This window comes from Actinomycetospora sp. C-140, assembly GCF_054796175.1.
Genome location: NZ_JBTWNF010000001.1, coordinates 510,198 through 527,854, shown reverse-complemented (window position 1 = coordinate 527,854; position 17,657 = coordinate 510,198). Strand labels below are relative to the sequence as shown.

Genomic DNA, 17,657 nt, shown 5'->3' with positions numbered 1-17,657 from the left:
GTGGTGCTCCGGCGAGTCGTGGTCGGCGTCGGGATCGAGCCGGACGAGCGGACCGTGCGGTGGGCCGCCACGGAGGCGCGCGACCGCGGCCTGGGCCTGGTGCTGGTCCACGCCCTGGTCGGTCCCGTGGGACACCATCCGGGATGGGCCCGCATCGCGGGGCCTGCGCTGCGCCGTCGCGGCCGGCAGGCCCTCGCCGACGCCGCGGGCATCGCGCACGAGGTGGCCCCCGACCTGGAGATCACCAGGTCGGCGGCCGACGGCGGGCCGGTCCCCGTCCTGCGGTCGCACCTCGAGCACGCCGAGATGGTCGTGGTCGGCAGCGACGGGTACGGACGGCTCGGGGACCTGCTGCTCGGTGGCGTGGCCCGCGGTCTCGTCGGCCGCGTCGACGTGCCCGTCGCGGTCGTGCCGGCCGACTTCGACCCCGTGGCACCCCACGGTGACCACGCGCCGGTGCTCCTCGGCGACGACGGCACGCCCGGGTGCGCGGGCGCCTGGCGCTTCGCCGAGGACCGGGCCCGGCGTCGCGGCGCCCCCCTCGTCGCGGTCCGTGTCGCCGCGGACGGCCCCGTCGACCGCGCCCTGGTCGACCGGGCCCGCGGCGCGGACGTCCTCGTGCTCGGCGTGGCCGACCCGTGGTTCCACCACAGCGCGGCACCGGGCGTCGTGCGCCACGCGACGTGCCCGGTGATCATCGTGCCGCCGACGCCCCCGAGGATCGGTGCCGGTGTCCCGGCGCGCGGGGCGGATGTCGGCGCGTCCTGAGACCGGAGCCGCGACGAGGCTCCCGCCCGACCCGTGCGGTGGATGATCGGCGGGTGACGTTCGGGCTGCTCGCGGTGGTCGTGGTGGCCGGGCTGACGGGCCCGGCGCTGGCCGCCGTGCCCCGGGTCCGGGTGCCCGCCGTCGTCGGGGAGATCCTCGCCGGCGCCGTGATCGGGCGCGGGGGGCTCGGCTGGGTGGACCCGTCGGAGCCGACCCTGCGCTTCCTCGGCGAGGTGGGCCTGGCGATGCTGATGTTCGTGATCGGCACCCGGCTGCCGGTCCGCGACCCGGGCCTGCGTCCCCAGCTGGCGTCCATGGCCGCGGCCACGGCGGTCACCGTGGCCCTCGCGATCCCCGCGGGGCTGCTCGTGGCGTGGCTCGGAGCGTCCCCGCCCGCGGTGCTGGTCGTGCTGGTGGCGACGTCGTCGGTCGCGGTGGCCGTCCCCATCCTCGAGTCCGGGCCGGGCGGGCTGCGGGAGCCCGTCGCCGCGTTCACGGCGGGGTGGATCACCGCCCTCGACGTCGTCACCGTGCTCGCCGTCCCGGTGGTCCTGGCCGGCGGAGAGGTCGGGCGGGCGCTGCTCGGCGCGGCGCTCGTCACGGCACTCGCGGTGGTGGCGTGGTGGCTCGGCCGGCGGTTCCGGGCGGCCCGTGCCGTGGTCGTCCTGCGGGACGAGTCCGTCCGCCAGGGCTGGGCGCTGGACCTCCGGCTCGGCCTCGCGGTCCTCTTCGGCCTCGCCGCCCTGGCGGTGGCGTTCGGCGCGAGCGTCCTCGTCGCCGGGTTCGCGGCCGGTGCCGTGCTGGCCGCGCTGGGGGAGCCCCGGCGCCTGGCCCAGCAACTCATCGGGGTCGCCGAGGGCTTCCTGGTGCCCCTTTTCTTCGTGACCTACGGCGCCGGGCTGCGCTTCGCGGCGCTGTTCTCCTCGGCGAGCGCGCTGGTGTTCGGCGGCGCGCTGGTCGCGGCGGCGGTGGTCGTCCACGTCCTGACCGCGATCGCCCTGCGCCGCCCGGCGGCGTCGGGGCTCGTCGCCACCGCCGCACTCGGCGTGCCGTCCGCCGTGGTCGCCGTCGCCTCCTCGCGCGGTCTGTTCGGCGCGGAGCAGGCCGCGGCCGTGACGGCGGCGGCGCTGGTCACGGTCGCGGTCGCCGGGGTGGGCGGAGCGCTGCTGGGCCGGCGCGGCGAGGTCGGGCCGGCGCCGTCCTAGGAGTGGCGTCCCGGGTCGCCCGCCGACCCGTCACGAGCCGATCCGGGACCAACGTCCCCGCGACGAGGGCACCTCGGGGTCCTGCGGCCGGCGGTGCCGGGGGCGAGCGTCGGCCGTCGACGAGACGAGCGGAGGTCCGGACATGACGACGAGCCGCGAGACCGACGAGCTGACCGTGGGCGAGTGCTCCCGCCTGCTCGACACCGTGCCCGTCGGGCGCATGGTCTTCACCGAGGACGACGCCCCGGCGGTCCACCCGGTGAACTTCCTCCGGCACGAGAACTCGATCATCGTGCGGACCGGGGCCGGCCCCAAGCTCGAGGCCGCACGCCGGGGCGACGTCGTGGCCTTCGAGGCCGACGAGATCGACGCCGACGCCCGCGCGGGGTGGAGCGTCCTGGTCGTCGGGCGGGCGGAGGTCGTCAACGACGTCGACGAGCTGCTCGCCGTCCTCGACGTCGGGCACCGGCCGTGGGTCCGGCGCCGTGGTGCCCACGTCCTGAGGATCACGGCCCGGCGCGTGACGGGCCGGCGTCTCGTGCTGGACCCGGAGGGCGGTGGCTGACCGCCGCGACGACCGTCCGATCACCGGCCGATGGTCCCGCCGACTCCGGGCCCCCCCGGCCGCCGTCGGCGGGTCCGCCGCCGGTGCCGTCGCCCCCGGCCGGCGCCCGAGGCTGTCGGTGACAACGAGGAGCACCGAGGGAGGCGGCTCACCATGCGCGACACGACCGAGGCGACGCGACGGGCGATCGGCGCGTTCGTGCCGAGGGCGTCGACCCTGCGACGGCGCAGCGACCGGATCGAGGTGGGCGCACGCTGGGTGCTGCTCGTCCTGGGGCTGATGCTGCTGCCCGTGTTCCTCACGATCGGCAGCTCGGTGACCGCGAGGCTCACCCCCCAGATCGCCACCCAGCAGGCGGAGCGACACCAGGTCACGGCGGTGGTGCTCGCGCCCCCCGAGGACGACACGGGGGCGCGCCCCAACGCGGAGAGCTACGGCTTCCGGGCCCCGGTGGGCTGGACCGCCGCCGACGGCACGCGCCGGGTCGTCGTGACGCACGTGCCGTCGGACGTCCGACGCGGCGACACCCGGACCCTGTGGGTGGATCGTGCGGACCGGCCGACCGTGGCGCCGATGACGCCGGCGTACCCGGCGGGGCAGGGCATCCTGACCACGCTGTTCCTCGTGGTGGCCGACCTGGTGGTGTCGTTGTTGCTGCTCGCCGCACTGCGGTGGGTGCTCGACCGGGCGCGCCTGCGGGCGTGGGAGACGGCGTGGCGCCGGTTCACCGGGCCCGATCACGAGAGCCGGCTCTGAGCCGACGGTGAGCCCGCGGCTCAGCGCGGGAAGACGGTGTCGCGGACCGCGCGGGTGACGTCGTCGAGCTCGGCGACCTGGGCCAGCAGCTGATCGCGCAGCCCCGGCTCGGCGCCCGAGGCGGCGCTGGTCAGCGCGAGACCGACCCGCTGCACGCGCGTGAGCACCTGCTCGGAGAGCGCCAGCACGAGGTGCTCGCGGTCCTCGAGGATGCGGACGGCGTCGCGGTCGCGCCGCCCGCGGGCGATCTCGATCGCGGTGGTGGCGTGTGCCGCGAACGAGAGCAGCATCTCCGCCTCGACCGGCCCGAACACCTCCTCGCCCGCGGTCCTGGTCAGCACGAGCACCGACCGGGTGCCGGCGGCCGACGCGCTCAGCGGGACGGCCAGCAGCGACCGGACCTCCGGGGCCCGCTCGACCATCCCGGTGGTGCGGGGATCGGTCGTCGCGTCGGTGATGAGCACCGGTCCGCCCGCGTCGAGGGCGGCCTGCGTGATCGAGCCGGACACCTCGGCCCGGCGCCCGGCCCAGTCGGCGAGCAGGCCCGCGGCCACCGTGACGCGTGCCGTCCCGGGGTCGTCGTCCGCGACCTCGGTGACCGCGGCACCGCGCGCCCGGGCCACGTCGAGCGCGGTGTCGAGGAGGTGCTGGATCTCCGCCTCCGGGGCGAGCTCGCCGGAGAGCAGGCTGCTCGCGAGGCGCGCGGACGCGGCCTGCCAGCGCGCCCGGCGCCGGGTCGTGTCGAGCAGCAGCGCGTTCTCGATCGCGATGCCGGCCGCGCCGGCGAGGGCCTTGAGCAACTGCTCGTCGTCGGCGCCGAAACCACCCTCGTGCTCGCTCTCGGTGACGTAGAGGTTCCCGTACACGGTGCCGCCCGCGAGCAGGGGGACACCGAGGAAGGACCGCATCGGCGGGTGCCGGGCGGGGAAGCCGACCGCCGACGGGTGGGTCGACAGGTCGGCGAGGCGCAGCGGCCGGGGGTGCTCGATGAGCTCGCCGAGCACGCCCTTGCCCTCCGGGAGCTCGCCGATCCGGGCCACGGTGTCGGCGTCCATCCCCACGTGCACGAAGCGGATGAGACGGCCGTCGCGGACCACCCCGAGCGCGGCGTAGCGCGAGCGCACGAGGCTCCAGGCGTTCTCCACGATGCGTGCCACGAGGTCGTCCAGGTCGAGGCCCGCGGTGATGTGGTGGACGGCGTCGAGGAGACCGCGCAGCCGGCCCTGGGTCAGCTTGACCTCGGTGGCCCGGGCGATGAGCTGGTCGAGCAGGTCGTCGAGCTCCAGGCGGGCGACGGTCGGGAAGGCCAGGCCCTCCGACGGGGTCGTGGGCTCGGAGCGGTCGGACACGACACCCTCTCAGGTCACGGCGTACGCGAGAGGTCCATCGTCGTGCGGAGGGATCACCTGTCAAGCACCTCGGCCGGAGGTCACCGGCGCCACGCGGATGCGCGCGTCGACGAGCCGGCAGGCCCCGGGGGTGCAGACCACCGGGTTGAGGTCCATCTCGGCGATCTGCGGCAGGAGCTCCGCCAGACGGGCCACCCGCGCGATCACCACCGCGAGCCGGTCACGGTCGACGAGCCGGGCGGCGATCCCGCGGTCCAGCGGGAGCTCGTCGAGGAGCTCGGCGAGGTCGGTCGTCGTCAGGGGGACGAGACGGTGCCAGCGGCGGTCGGCCACGTCCGTGCCCGTCCCCCCGACACCGGCGGAGACGAGGGCGCCGAAGTCCGGGTCCCCGGCCACGCCCACGAGCATCTCGGCGCCGGCCGGGACCATCGGCTGGACCAGGGTGCCGCGCCAGGCGTCGCCGAAGCGGGCGGCGAACCCCTCGACGGCGGCACGGACCGCGTCGTCGCCCTCCACCGCCAGGGCGACCCCGCCCTGCTCGGACTTGTGGACCACGCCGTCCGCGACGACCTTGAGCGCCACGGGCCCGGCGTGCGCGCGGGCGGCGGCCACCGCCTCCTCCACGGTGCGGGTGGTCCGGGCGGACAGGAGCTCGAGCCCGGCCGCGCCCAGCACCGCGGCGCACTCGCCGGGGTCGAGCCAGCCGCCGGGGCGCCCGAGCGCGCCGGAGACCACGGCCCGGGCCGCGGCGAGGTCGACCGGGTGCTCGTCGACGGGCAGGGGCCGCCCGGGATCCCGGGCGACGTCGGCGCCGCGACGGACCAGGTGCGCGAGGGCGCGCACGGCGTCCGCGGGGTCGGCGAAGGAAGGGGCGCGGGGGATGCCGGCCGGATCGCTCAGCGGGGCGACGCGGGCCCGCTGGTCCAGCGCGACGGCGACCACCGGGACGCCGCGTCCGACGGGCCGCGCGAGAGCCCGGCCCAGCTCGGTGCCGGGGTCGCCCAGCGCGGTGGGGCACCCGACGGTCACGACGGCGTCCACCTCGTCGGCCTCGCGGAGCACGTCGAGGCAGGCCGCGAAGGTCGCCGCGTCGACGGTCGCCGTGGTGTCGACCGGCCCCGCCGTGGCCGCCGTGGTCGGCAGCAGGGCGTCGAGCCGCGCCCGGGTCGGCGCCGCGAGCGGCGGGACCCGCAGCCCGGCCGCGACGCAGGCGTCGGCGGCGAGGACGTTCGTGCCGCCGGCGTTGCCGAGCACGGCCACCCGGTCACCGGGCGCGGGAGCGCTCCAGCACAGGGCGGCCAGGGCGCCCGCGAGCTCGCCGAGATCGTCCACCGGCGACACCCCGGCCTGGCGGTAGAGCGCGTCCCGACGCACCGCCGGGGTGGCGGAGGCGGCGGTGTGCGAGGCCGCGGCACGTGCCCCGACCTCGCTGCTCGCCGCCCGCACCGCGAGCACGGGCACCCGTGTCGAGAGCCGGCGGGCCAGACGGGAGAACGCCCGGGGGTTGCCGAACGACTCCACGTGGAGGACGGCGACCTGCGTGGCCGCGTCCTCGGACCACCAGGCCAGGAGATCGTTGCTGCTGACGTCGTAGCGGTCGCCCACCGAGACGAGGGTCGAGACGCCGAGGCCGAGTCCGCGCAGGGCCTCGAGCACCGCGATCGCCACCCCGCCGGACTGGGTCACCACGCCGACCGGGCCCGGCGGCGCCGTGCCCGGGGCGAAGGAGGCATCGAGGCGCACGTCCGGCGCCGTGTCGACGAGACCGAGGCAGTTGGGGCCGACCATCCGCATCCCGTGGCGGTGCACCGCGTCCAGCACCGCCTCGTCGACCCCCGCGGCCGCCAGGCCGGACGTGATCACGAGCAGGGACCGCGCCCCCCGGCGCCCGCACGCCTCCGCGAGCTCGGGCAGCGAGGCGGGCGGGGTCGCGAGGACGACGAGATCCGGCGCCTCGGGCAGCAGGTCGACCGACGCCACGGCCGGCACCCCCGCGACCTCGGCGGCCCGGGGGTGGACGACCTGCAGGCGCCCGGCGTACCCGCCGGCGAGCAGGGCGTCGAGCACGGCGCGCCCCACCGACCCCGTCCGCCGGCCGGCGCCGACGACGGCGAGGGAGCGCGGCCGCAGCACCGGGCCGAGCCCCGCCCGGGCGGCGTGGGCCGAGCGGGCGAGCGCGGCGGTGGCGAACGCCGATCCCGCCGCCGGATCGTCGGGGTCGGGCAGGGTGATCGCCACGTGCAGCGACGGTCCGTCCTGCTCGGCTCTGACCGGCAGCCCGAGGTCGGTGAAGACCCGCCGCATCGTCGTGTTCTCGGCGAGCACCTCCGCGCTCCAGTGGCCGATGCCGCGCCGGACGGACTCCCGGACCGCACGTTCGAGCAGCGCGGTCCCCACGCCGTGCGACTGCATCCGGTGGCTCACGGTCACCGCGACCTCGGCACCGCCGGGCGTGGGATCGGGGGCGAGGTGCACCGCGCCGACCAGTTCGGCGCCCAGGAAGGCGCCCCAGACGTCGCCGGAGGCCGCCGCGGCCGTGGCGTAGCCCTCGACGGCGTGCTCGGAGACCGTGGCGAAGCGCAGCCACCGGTCACGCTCCGGGAGCTCGCGGTGCAGGCGCGTGAGCGCGGCCGCGTCGCGACCGGTCAGGGCCCGCACCTCCACGGGACTGCCGTCGGCGAGCAGGACGCGCTGGTCGGACGCCGGCCGGTCGAGAACGCTCATGGACCCGATGGCAGCGCAGGCCGGGGCGGCGCCGTCAGGGTCGACCGTCCGGTGCGCGCGGGACCTCCGACCGTCGGTCCGGGGTCGCGGGCGATCATGGGGACCTCCGGCCCTGGTCCGGGCGTGCCGTGGCGCCCACCATGGGTCGCGCATCCGTGGGGGAGGGGAGGCTCGCGCCGTGGTGGACATCGAGGGCACGGCCCCGGGGTCGGTCGCGGGGCCCCGTCGGGTGCCGGCCGGCCCGCCGTGGAGCGCCGCCGGCCCCGAGCAGGTGGCTGCGCTGTTCTCCTCGATGACGGCCGTGGCCGACGGCCTCGACCTGGACACCACCCTGCGCCGCCTGGTCGAGGTCGCGACGACGCTCGTCGACGCCCGCTACGGGGCCCTGGGCGTGCTCGACGAGACCGGCGACGGGCTGGCCCGCTTCGTCTCGACGGGCCTCGACGAGGCCCGTCGCGCGCAGATCGGCGACCTCCCGCGCGGCCGCGGTCTGCTCGGCGAGCTGATCCGCCACCCCGCACCGCTGCGGGTGGACGACCTCCGGGACCATCCCTCCTCGGTCGGTTTCCCGGAGCACCACCCGCCGATGCGCTCGTTCCTCGGCGTCCCGATCCGGGTGCGCGGCGAGGTCTTCGGCAACCTCTACCTCGCCGAGAAGCGCAGCGGGCCGTTCACGCCCGGCGACGAGGAGGTGATCGTGGCCCTGGCCGCCGCGGCGGCGGTGGCCGTCCAGAACGCGCGGCTGCACCAGGACGCCCAGCGCCTCGTCGTCGAGGGGCAGCGCCGCCAGCGCTGGCTCGAGGCGTCCGGTGAGATCACCACCCAGGTCCTGGCCGGCGCCGACGCGGGGGAGGCCCTCGTCCTGGCCGCCGAGCGCGCCGCGGAGCTGGCCGACGGCGTCGGCGCGGTGATCACGACGCCCCCGGCGGCGGTCGCCGACGAGGACGCCGCCCCGTCGGTGCGGGTGACCGTGAGCGTGGGACTCGAGGACCGGTTGCCCGTGGGGGCGCGGCTCGCCGTCGCGGGGTCGCCGCTCGCCGGCGTGGCCCGCACCCATCTCCCGCACGTCGAGGACGAGCTGGTGCTCGCGGTCGAGGGCGTCGTGCAGCGCCTCGGGCCGGCGCTGCTCGTGCCGCTCGACGGGAGCGAGGTCGTCACCGGAGTGCTGGTCGTCGCCCGGCGGCCGGGCTCACCCGCCATGGACGGCGAGGGCCTGTCGACGGTGGCCTCGTTCGCCGACCAGGCGGCCCTCGTGCTGCGTCTCGCCGAGTCGCAGCGCACGCGGCGCCAGCTCGACGTGGCCGCCGACCGGGAGCGCATCGCCGCCGACCTGCACGACCACGTCCTGCAGCGCCTCTTCGCGCTCGGCCTCGGGCTGCAGGCCACCCAGGCCCGGCTGCGCTCGTCCCCGGAGGCCGCGGCGCGGGTCAACGAAGCGGTCGACCAGATCGACGGCATCGTGCGGGAGATCCGCACGAGCATCTTCGACCTGCACGCCGTCGGCACCACCCCGGGTCTCGGTGGGCGGCTGCGCGCCGCGGTCGCCGAGATGGCCGCGCACGTGGAGACCGAGCCGGTGGTGCGCCTCTCCGGGCCCGTCGAGACCGTTCCCGAGGATCTCGCCGTGCAGGTGGAGGCCGTGGTCCGCGAGGGGGTCTCCAACGCCGTGCGTCACGGCGGCGCGGACTCCGTGGTCGTCACGGTCTCCGTGGACGACGTCCTCGCCGTGGACGTGACCGACGACGGCGTCGGCATCCCCGACGCCGTGGCCCGCAGCGGGCTGGCCAACCTCACGGCCCGGGCGCGGGCCCTGGGCGGGGACGCGACGGTCGCGCGCCGGACGAACGGCACCGGCACCCGCCTGTCGTGGTGGACGCCGTTCGACCCCGGCAGCTGATCACGCCCCCGGGTCGTGACGGCGCGGTGTCGGGTGCACCGCCCGTCCCCACCCGAGGCGCAGGACGACCTGCGGCCACAGCACCCCGCCGAGCAGGGCCCGCACCCGCGCCCGGACCGGGGCGACCTCGAGCGGGGGAGCGACGAACGAGGCGCCGACGCCGCGTGCGGTGGCGGTGAGCAGCACGTGCTGCATCGCCTCACCGGCGCGCACGTGCGCGAGACCGGTGTCGTCGTAGGACACCAGCACCGCGATCGTGGGCTCGTCCGTCGCCGCGCCGTCGGGCCGGGACCCGCGGTCGGCGTCCTCGGCCGCGGCGCCGAAGTCACGCGGCCGCCAGGCCGCGTCGCCGGGGGGCTCGCGATGCGCGTCGGTGGCCGGCAGACCGTCCTCGGTCCGCGCGGCGTGGCCGATCCACTGCTCCCACTCGGCGACGAAGGCGGGGTCCGCCCGCTGTCGCCGATGGGCCTCGGCGGTGAGCTCGCGCAGGGCGCGCCGCTGGGCCGGGTCGTCCACGACCACGAGACGGCATCGTTCCCGCCACGCCGCTCGCACGAGCTGGTCACGCAGGGTCGCCGACAGTGGCCGGTGCTCGAACGCGTGCCGATCGGTGTGCCGGCGGGCGACGGCCCCCGCCAGCTCGATCTCCCACCCCGACGGGGGCAGGGCAGCCCCGGGCCGCACGCGCCCGAGGAACCACGGATCCTCGGGGTCGGGCATCAGCGCGACGTGAGCGCGGCGTCCCTGGGCGCGTACGGCCAGGCGCACGTTGGTCAGGGCCGCGCCGCAGGCCAGGCGCAGCTCGCGCCCGTCCGGGTCGGCGGCGGACAGGAGCCGTCCGGGGTCGCCGTGCACCTCGATCGACCTCTCGTGCCAGCGCAGCCGCCAGGGCTGGCTGTTGTGGCTCGAGGGCGCGCTCGCCCCGGCCCGCAGGAGGGTCGCGACCTCCTCGGGGCTCGGTGCGCCGTCCCCCTGCGTCGTCACGGTGCCTCCCGGGTGGGCCATGGCCGCCTCCTCGCTCCCACCCAGCACAGACGGTGGCGGCCCGGGTCACCAGGGACCGACGGCCCGCCGGGCGGGGACCGTCCGGCTCCTGCGGCGCGGGCGCCGCCCCGGGGACCGTGGTGACGACACGGAGAACGCCCGTCGGACGAGGAGTGGGCAGATGGACGCAACGGTGGAGGGCCGTGGCGCGGTCGTCGTGGGATTCGACGGCTCGGCGCCGGCCGAGGACGCGGTGCGCTTCGCGATCGACGAGGGCAGGCGCCGCGGGGCGTCGGTCCGGGTCGTGGTGGCGCACGAGCCGCCGGACGCCTGGATGACGTCCTACGGCTACCCGCTGCTGGCCGACACCGGCGAGATCCGCCAGGCGGTGGAGGACGGCGCGCGCAGCCGCGTCGAGGAGATCCGGGCCGGGCTCGGCGCCGCGGAGCGTGCGGTGCCGGTGGAGGTCGTGGCCGTGACCGGGCCCGCCGGGTGGGTGCTGACCCAGGAAGCCGAGGGCGCCGCGATGCTGGTCGTCGGCCACCGCGGCCGCGGCGGGCTGCGCAGCACCCTGTTCGGGTCGGTCGGGCTCTCGGTGGTGCTGCGCGCGCCGTGCCCGGTCACCGTGGTCCGCCCCACCCCGGCACCGGCGCACGAGGCGAGCGAGCAGGACGCCGCCCTGGCCGGGCCCCTGCCCGTCGGGCCGATCGCCTGACGCCTCGGACGAGCTGCGACATCGCCCCGCCGGTCCGGTGGGGCGGTGTCATGCGGTGTCGTGCGGGGACGAGCGGTCGTGGAGCGACCCTCAGGGACCGGGGGTGAGGACGGACCCGTCCTCGGCCATCCGCGCACGCCCCGCCCCGAGGACGTCCGAGCCCTCGGGCACCGCCACGACAGGGCACCGGGCGTGCCCCACGAGCCGCGCGGTGAGCGACCCGCGGCGGGGCCCGCCGAGACCCTCGACCTGCCGGCTGCCGACCACGAGCAGCCGGGCCTGCTCGCTGGCGTCGACGAGGGCGCGCAACGGCCGGCCCTCGCGCACCTCCTGGCGGATCGTCTCCGGTCCGTCGGCGTCGGCACCGAGTGCCCGGCGCACCGACGCGGCGAGCTGCCGGCGCGCCTCGTGCGCGAGCTCGGCCTCGGTGCCGTAGAGGTCGGGGGCCCCGAACACGGTGAGCGCGACCAGGGGAGCCCCGTCCGCCCGCGCCGCGCGCGCCGCCCACCGGACGGCCCGGATCGACCCCTCGGACCCGTCGACGCCCACCACGACCGGGCGCGTGTCCCCGTCGCCGGGCTCCGCCCCGGCCGAGGGAGCGCCCGTCGGGACGAGCTCGCCGCGGGCCACGCGACGCAGGACGTCCCGGCGGCTCACGATCCCCACCGGGACGTCCTCGCGCACCACGGTCACGGCACGCGTCCCGGCCTCGAGGAGGCGCTGGACCAGGTCCTCGACGGGGGTGTCGGGGTCGGCGACGGGGACCGGACGGGTCATGAGCTCCGCGGCGGGCGCGGCGTCGTCCGCGCCCACGAGGTGCAGCTCGTCCACGAGCCCCAGCAGGCGTCCGCCGGCGTCCACCACCGGCGCCGAGGCGATGCCGTGGGACACGAGCAGCGCCGACACCGCCGGCCGCGTCGCGTCGGGCGGCACGGTGAGTACCGGACTGGTCATCATGTCGCGGGCCCGGCGCGAGCCCGGGTCGGTGTTCATGGCGACGATGCTCCGGCGCGACCCCGCCACGCAGCAGGGCCGCCGGACCGTACGACGGGGGCACGGAGGGCCCGACGTCGGTGACGTCCGGCCCTGGGGCCGGGTGGAGCACCTGCGCACGCTGACCCCATGAACGCGACCCGCACCCCGACGCCGGCGCAGCGGTGGACACCGTCCGAGATCGCGGCCCTGCTCCACGCCCTGGAGCCCCTGGGCGGCCCGGCGGCCCCGGCGTGCGCGGTGTCGGTGCACGACCGGCGGGTCGAGCTCGCGCTGGACCCGACGGCGGACCCGGCCACCCACCGGGCGCTCGTCCACGCCGGCCGCCTCGTCGGTGCGGTCGAGAACGCGCTGCGCTCGCTCGGCTGGGCGCCCCGGACCGTGATCTCCGCGAGCGCGGACAGCCGCCCGCTGGTGACGATCTCGGGCACCCGCCGGCGGCCTGCGACGCCGATGGACCTCGCCCGCCGGCGGGTGGACCGCCGCGCGGGCGACGGGGCGTCGCCCCGGTACGCGGCGCCCGCGGACCTGGCCCGCGTGGTGGACGTGGCGCACGCGGCGGGCAGCCGCGGGGCCTGGCTGCACCTGCTGAACGGCCCGACCCGGGACGGGTCGCCGGCCTGGCGCACCCCCGGGTCGGTCCCGGCGGACACGCTCGGGCTCGAGGTGCCCTGGCGCCGCCAACCGGTCCTCGCCGTCTGCACCCACACCGAGGGGGTGCGGGAGACGGTGCTCGCGGGCGTGGTGATCGAGCGGGCCACGGTGGAGGCCGCTCTGCGCGGACTGCAGTGCGACGTGCACGTCGAAACCTTCGACGACCCGGCGGTCCGCGCCGCGACCCTGGTCCACGCCGAACGCGAGCACGGCGTGGGCCACGGCGCGGTCTGCCTGCACCCCTGATCGGCGCCACCGCGAGAGCAGGCCGCGCCGCACGTGGGTCGGGGTCGCTCAGGCGGTGTGCGCCTGCCGCGACGCCGCCCCGGCCCACCTGATCGCCGCGTCGAGCTCGTTCGCGGCGAACTGCCGGACCTCGGGGTGGAGCAGGGTGCCCGCCACGCGCGCGGCGATCCCGACGGGCTGGCCGTCGACGGCGAGCGCGACGCGGCCGATCCGGCGCTGGTGGCCGCCGACGAACCGGAGGTGCTGCACGAGCGCCCCGACGTTCTCCCACCCGGGGAACGACGCGGCGTGCAGGACCAGGCCGGGCAGCTCGGTGTGGTCGGCGAGCCAGCTGTCGACCGCCGCGGCGATGACGTCGACGTCCTCGCGGCGCAGCGGCTCGCCGACGTCCGCGACGACGACCCCGGCGGCCGGGTCCACCCGCGTCGTCACGAGACGGCCCGGCAGCGACTCGAGCCAGCGCAGCGCCTCGGCCCGCTCGTCGGCGTCGAACACGCGCACGTGGCCGGGCAGGAAGAACGACGCCATGCTCGTGGAGCGTCGCACCCAGTCGAGATCGCTCACGACCGCGCAGCCCTCGAGGTTGCGCATCGCCGTGAGGCCGAGCTTGACGTCGGCCCACGCCGCGTCGGGGGTCAGACCGCGGAAGTCCTCGTCGACGACGCAGAGGAAGCGCAGCCGCCGACCTTCGCGGACCGCGGCGTCGAGCATGGGCACCACGACCGCGTCGTAGTCGTGGCGGCTGAGGGTCCCGACCGCGCGCACGGCGTCGATCCCGGCAGGGACATCGGTGTCTGTTTCGATCATCCCCCGAGTCGATCCCCGGGCGACGCCCGACGGCACCGGCCGGACGGCCCGACGCCTCGGGCCGCAGGTCCCCCGGCGCGCGCGGTCGGGGCTCAGCGCCGGGTCTCCGCCACGCTGTGCAGGATCGTGCGGGCGTCGAGGACGCCGCAGGGCTCGCCGTCGGCGACCACGATCAGCACGGGGTGGTCGTGGGCGAGCATGCGCGCCGCGGCGCGGGAGCGACGCGTCTCCGGCCCGACCGACTCCGTCGGCCGGGCCAGGTCGGACACGGGATCGAGCAGCCGGGCCGGGCTGGCGCCGCCCGCGAGCGCGTGGCGCAGCAGGTCGGCCTCCGCGACCGTGCTGAGGCGGCCGTGACCGCGGAGCACGAGGTGGCCCGCGTCGAGCCGGCGCAGGTGGTCGAGCGCGGTCGCGACCCGGGTCGTCGCGGGCACCTCCACGGGGGCGAGGGGGCTCATGAGGGCGCGCACCGGCGGGTCGTCGTCGAGCGTCTCGGGCGGTGCCGCGAGCCGGGTCCCCGGCGGCGCTGGCGTGGTCATGGCCCGCAGCGTCGCCCGGGGCCCACCGCAGGCAGCAGGGTCGGAAGACCCGGAGGGACCGGGACGCGCGCCGTCGCGGCGGGACTGTCGGACCCTGCCCTCCCGACCCGCCGTCCGGGGAACGTGGCCGCCGTCCGGGCCGGGAGGTGCCCGGCCGAGAGAGGGACGTCCGATGACGACGGAGACGAGGGTCGAGCCGACGGGCACGCCGGCGACGATCCGGCGCAGGGCCACCGCGACCACGGGAGCCGACGACCTCGGGAGCGCGCCGGAGCCTGCTGCCCGCTACGCGCGGTGCTCGGTGGCGCCCGCCGCGCACGACGTGATCGGGGTGCGGATGCGCTCACGGGGGATGATCCGCCTCGGCCGCCGGTGGTGGCCCTACCGCGGGCACGAGGTCACCCTGCCGACGCACGGGTACTTCCGCGAACTGCGGGTCGCGGGCGTGCTGCGCATCGTCGACTCCTGGGTGGCCGGACACGCCCGCCGGGAGACCACCGTCCTCGGGCGCCACCGGCACCCGGCCGTCGTCGGCCCCGACCTCGCCCGCGCCGACCTGGCCCATGCCGCGATGAGCGCGATCTGGGTCCCCTCGGTGCTCCTGCCGTCGGACACCGTGCACTGGACCGCGGACGGCCGGGACTCCGCCACCGTGGCCTTCGCGGTCGCGGGCGCCCCGGTCGCGCTGCACCTGACCCTGCACCGCGGCGGGCTGCCCCGCCGTGCCACCACGACGCGCTGGGGCGATCCGCGGCACCAGGGTGTCTACCGGGACGAGCCGTTCGGCGCGGAGATCCTCGAGCACCGGACGTACGGTGGGCTGACCGTGCCCGCCACCGGCATCCTCGGGTGGGGGATCGGGGCTCCCGGGCCCACCCGCGAGGTCCTCCGCTTCCAGCTCACGGCGCTCGCGCCCGTCTCCGGATCCGAGGCGCTGCCCGGGCCCGGCTGCTTCGGCGTGGACGCGGGCGAAGGCGACACCTGGTGAGCGTGAGCTCGCTCGGTGCCGCGGCGGTCCGGCCCGGCGCCCCGGCCGACCAGGAGCTCGCGGCCGTGGACGCCTGGTGGCGGGCGGTCGACTACCTGACGGTCGCCCAGATCTACCTCCTGGCGAACCCGCTGCTGCGGCAGCCGCTCGAGCAGGCGCACATCAAGCCGCGCCTGCTCGGTCACTGGGGGACGAGCCCCGGGCTCGCCTTCGTGCACGCCCACGCCTCGGCGCTCGTCCGGCGCACCGGGCAGCGCATGATCTACCTGGCCGGGCCCGGCCACGGCGGGGCCGCGCTCGTCGCGGCGTCCTGGCTCGAGGGCCGCTACAGCGAGGTCTATCCCGAGGTGAGCCGCGACGAGGCCGGACTGACCCGGCTCTGCCGGCAGTTCTCCACCCCCGGCGGCATCCCGAGTCATGTCGGCGCGAGCACGCCCGGCTCGATCCACGAGGGCGGCGAGCTGGGCTACGTGCTGATGCACGCCGTCGGTGCGGTGCTCGACAACCCCGATCTCGTCGCGCTCGCCGTGGTCGGCGACGGGGAGGCGGAGACCGCGCCGCTGGAGGGATCGTGGAAAGGCATCTCGTTCCTCGACCCGCGAGGCGACGGCGCGGTCCTGCCGGTGCTGCACCTCAACGGCGCGAAGATCTCCGGGCCGTCGCTGCTCGCGCGCAAGCCGGCCGGCGAGGTCCGGTCCCTGCTCGAGGGGCACGGCTACGAGGTGCTCGAGGTGGGCGGCGACGACCTCCCGGAGATGCACGAGCGGTTCGCCGCCGTGCTCTCCCGCGCCACGGCCCGCATCCGCGCGATCCAGCACGAGGCCCGGCGCGGCGGCACCCCCGCCGCGCGCCCCCGCTGGCCGATGATCGTGCTGCGGACCCCCAAGGGGTGGACCGGTCCCCGCGAGGTCGACGGCCTGCCGGTCGAGGGGACCTTCCGTGCCCACCAGGTCCCGCTCACCGGCGTGCGCGAGGACCCGGCGCGGCGCGCCCGGCTCGAGGCGTGGCTGCGCTCGTACCGCCCGGAGGAGCTCTTCGACGCCACCGGTGCGCCGACCCCGCTCGTGATGGCCGCCTGCCCCGAGGGCGACCTGCGCCTGAGTGCCTCCCCGCACGCGGACGGCGGCCGGCTCACCCGTGACCTGGACCTGCCGCCGCTGGACGACCACGCGGTCGACGTCCCGGCGCCGGGCCGGCTGCGGGAGGAGTCGACCCGGCGGCTCGGGACCTACCTGCGCGACGTCGAGACCCGCAACCGCGGGCTCCTCCGGATCACGAGCCCCGACGAGCTGCTGAGCAACCGTCTCGGCGCCGTCCTCGAGGTCACCGACCGCGCGTGGAGCGAGCGCACCGAGCCGATCGACGTCGGGTTCGCCCCCGGCGGGCACGTGATGGAGGTGCTCTCCGAGCACAACTGCCACGGCTGGCTCGAGGGCTACACGCTGACCGGCCGGCACGGTCTGTTCGCGACCTACGAGGCGTTCGGCATGGTCAGCGCCTCCCAGACCATCCAGCACGCCAAGTGGCTCGAGGAGGCCGCCGAGCTGTCCTGGCGTGCCCCGGTGCCGAGCCTCAACGTGCTGCTGACCTCCACCGTGTGGCGCAACGACCACAACGGCTTCTCCCACCAGGGGCCGGGGCTCATCCAGAACGTGCTGACCCAGCGCGGCACCGTCTCGCGGGTCTACCTGCCGCCGGACGCGAACTGCCTGCTCGCCGTGGCCGACCGCTGCCTGCGCTCCCGCTCGCGGGTCAACCTGATCGTGATCGACAAGCAGCCCCAGCTGCAGTACCTCGCCCTGCCCGACGCGCTCGCGCACTGCGCCGCGGGCGCCGGGGTCTGGCGCTGGGCCGGGACCGACGACGACCGCGAGGACCCGGACGTCGTGCTGGCCTGCGCCGGCGACGTGATGACCATGGAGACGGTCGCCGCCGCCGACATCCTGCGCCGGTTCGTGCCGTGGCTGCGGGTCCGGGTGGTCAACGTCGTGGATCTCTGGTCGCTCGCGCCACCGGCCGCACATCCCCACGGCATGGACGAGCGACGCTTCGCCGAGCTGTTCACCGAGACCGTCGGCGTCGTCTTCGCGTTCCACGGGTTCCCCGGAGCCGTCCACCAGGTCGTGCACGGGCGCCCGGTCGCCGACCGCTTCCACGTCCGCGGGTTCGTCGAGCGGGGGAGCACCACGACGCCCTTCGACATGCTCGTGCGCAACCACGTCTCGCGGTACCACCTCGTGCTCGACGCGCTCGCCCGCGCGCGGCGCGTGCCGCGGGGGGCCGCGGCGGTGGAGGGGTGGTGCCGGCGCCGTCTCGCGGAGCACGCCCGCCACGTCCTCGCCCGTCTCGAGGACCTGCCGGAGATCCGGAACTGGACGCTCCTGCTCCCGCCGCCCGCCCGTGCCGCGGTGGAGGACGACCTGCGGCTGCGCCGCATCGCCGCGGAGTGACCAGGGACCTCCGGACG

Annotated in this window: 15 protein-coding genes; 9 read left to right on the top strand and 6 right to left on the bottom strand. The window is 77.1% G+C overall.

All coding sequences use genetic code 11. The features are described 5' to 3' along the window. Window positions 1–3 precede the first annotated feature (3 nt). The 4 genes from ACR9E3_RS02595 to ACR9E3_RS02580 all read left to right on the top strand — a co-directional run bounded on the left by ACR9E3_RS02595 (window position 4) and on the right by ACR9E3_RS02580 (window position 3,294). Window positions 4–768: a universal stress protein gene (locus ACR9E3_RS02595; protein ID WP_460378207.1), complete on the top strand. Its 765-nt coding sequence runs from the start codon at window positions 4–6 to the stop codon at window positions 766–768. 53 nt (window positions 769–821) lie between these two features. Beyond that, window positions 822–1,973 carry a cation:proton antiporter domain-containing protein gene (locus tag ACR9E3_RS02590; protein WP_460378206.1) on the top strand — a complete coding sequence of 384 codons (1,152 nt, stop codon included), beginning with the start codon at window positions 822–824 and terminating at the stop codon, window positions 1,971–1,973. 142 nt (window positions 1,974–2,115) lie between these two features. Further along, entirely contained in the window at window positions 2,116–2,538 is a 423-nt protein-coding gene (locus tag ACR9E3_RS02585; RefSeq protein ID WP_460378205.1) for a pyridoxamine 5'-phosphate oxidase family protein, read from the top strand. Between the two features lie 153 nt (window positions 2,539–2,691). Next, window positions 2,692–3,294, top strand: coding sequence for an Rv1733c family protein (locus ACR9E3_RS02580; protein WP_460378203.1), 603 nt, complete (start codon window positions 2,692–2,694; stop codon window positions 3,292–3,294). A 20-nt stretch (window positions 3,295–3,314) separates the two neighbouring features. Here the strand turns inward: ACR9E3_RS02580 and ACR9E3_RS02575 are convergent, their stop codons facing one another. Beyond that, the gene (locus ACR9E3_RS02575) at window positions 3,315–4,643 is read right to left on the bottom strand and encodes a GAF domain-containing protein (protein WP_460378201.1); all 1,329 of its coding nucleotides are present in this window, start codon (window positions 4,641–4,643) and stop codon (window positions 3,315–3,317) included. Window positions 4,644–4,703: 60 nt separating this feature from the next. After that, window positions 4,704–7,367: a bifunctional acetate--CoA ligase family protein/GNAT family N-acetyltransferase gene (locus ACR9E3_RS02570; RefSeq protein WP_460378200.1), complete on the bottom strand. Its 2,664-nt coding sequence runs from the start codon at window positions 7,365–7,367 to the stop codon at window positions 4,704–4,706. Between the two features lie 178 nt (window positions 7,368–7,545). Here ACR9E3_RS02570 and ACR9E3_RS02565 point away from each other — a divergent pair, with 178 nt between their 5' ends. Then, entirely contained in the window at window positions 7,546–9,264 is a 1,719-nt protein-coding gene (locus tag ACR9E3_RS02565) for a GAF domain-containing sensor histidine kinase (RefSeq protein WP_460378199.1), read from the top strand. Here the strand turns inward: ACR9E3_RS02565 and ACR9E3_RS02560 are convergent, their stop codons facing one another. After that, window positions 9,265–10,269 carry an Acg family FMN-binding oxidoreductase gene (locus ACR9E3_RS02560; protein WP_460378197.1) on the bottom strand — a complete coding sequence of 335 codons (1,005 nt, stop codon included), beginning with the start codon at window positions 10,267–10,269 and terminating at the stop codon, window positions 9,265–9,267. Between the two features lie 160 nt (window positions 10,270–10,429). On the opposite strand from ACR9E3_RS02560, the gene ACR9E3_RS02555 reads away from it, so the two are divergent. Continuing rightward, on the top strand, window positions 10,430–10,963 hold the full coding sequence (locus tag ACR9E3_RS02555) for a universal stress protein (RefSeq protein ID WP_460378195.1): 534 nt from the start codon (window positions 10,430–10,432) through the stop codon (window positions 10,961–10,963). Window positions 10,964–11,053: 90 nt separating this feature from the next. Here ACR9E3_RS02555 and ACR9E3_RS02550 read toward each other — a convergent pair whose 3' ends face one another. Beyond that, a complete protein-coding gene (locus ACR9E3_RS02550) occupies window positions 11,054–11,956 on the bottom strand; it encodes a CBS domain-containing protein (protein WP_460378193.1) in 903 nt (300 codons plus the stop codon). 129 nt (window positions 11,957–12,085) lie between these two features. Here ACR9E3_RS02550 and ACR9E3_RS02545 point away from each other — a divergent pair, with 129 nt between their 5' ends. Next, window positions 12,086–12,856, top strand: a complete 771-nt coding sequence (locus ACR9E3_RS02545; protein WP_460378191.1) for a hypothetical protein — start codon at window positions 12,086–12,088, stop codon at window positions 12,854–12,856. 48 nt (window positions 12,857–12,904) lie between these two features. Here the strand turns inward: ACR9E3_RS02545 and ACR9E3_RS02540 are convergent, their stop codons facing one another. Continuing rightward, window positions 12,905–13,663 (bottom strand): SpoIIAA family protein, encoded by a 759-nt coding sequence (locus ACR9E3_RS02540; protein ID WP_460378189.1) that lies wholly within the window; start codon window positions 13,661–13,663, stop codon window positions 12,905–12,907. 92 nt (window positions 13,664–13,755) lie between these two features. Beyond that, entirely contained in the window at window positions 13,756–14,202 is a 447-nt protein-coding gene (locus tag ACR9E3_RS02535; protein ID WP_460378188.1) for a CBS domain-containing protein, read from the bottom strand. A 172-nt stretch (window positions 14,203–14,374) separates the two neighbouring features. On the opposite strand from ACR9E3_RS02535, the gene ACR9E3_RS02530 reads away from it, so the two are divergent. Further along, window positions 14,375–15,190: a DUF6544 family protein gene (locus ACR9E3_RS02530; RefSeq protein ID WP_460378186.1), complete on the top strand. Its 816-nt coding sequence runs from the start codon at window positions 14,375–14,377 to the stop codon at window positions 15,188–15,190. After that, window positions 15,184–17,640, top strand: a complete 2,457-nt coding sequence (locus tag ACR9E3_RS02525) for a phosphoketolase family protein (RefSeq protein WP_460378388.1) — start codon at window positions 15,184–15,186, stop codon at window positions 17,638–17,640. The genes ACR9E3_RS02530 and ACR9E3_RS02525 overlap by 7 nt, the downstream gene beginning before the upstream one ends. Window positions 17,641–17,657 lie beyond the last annotated feature (17 nt).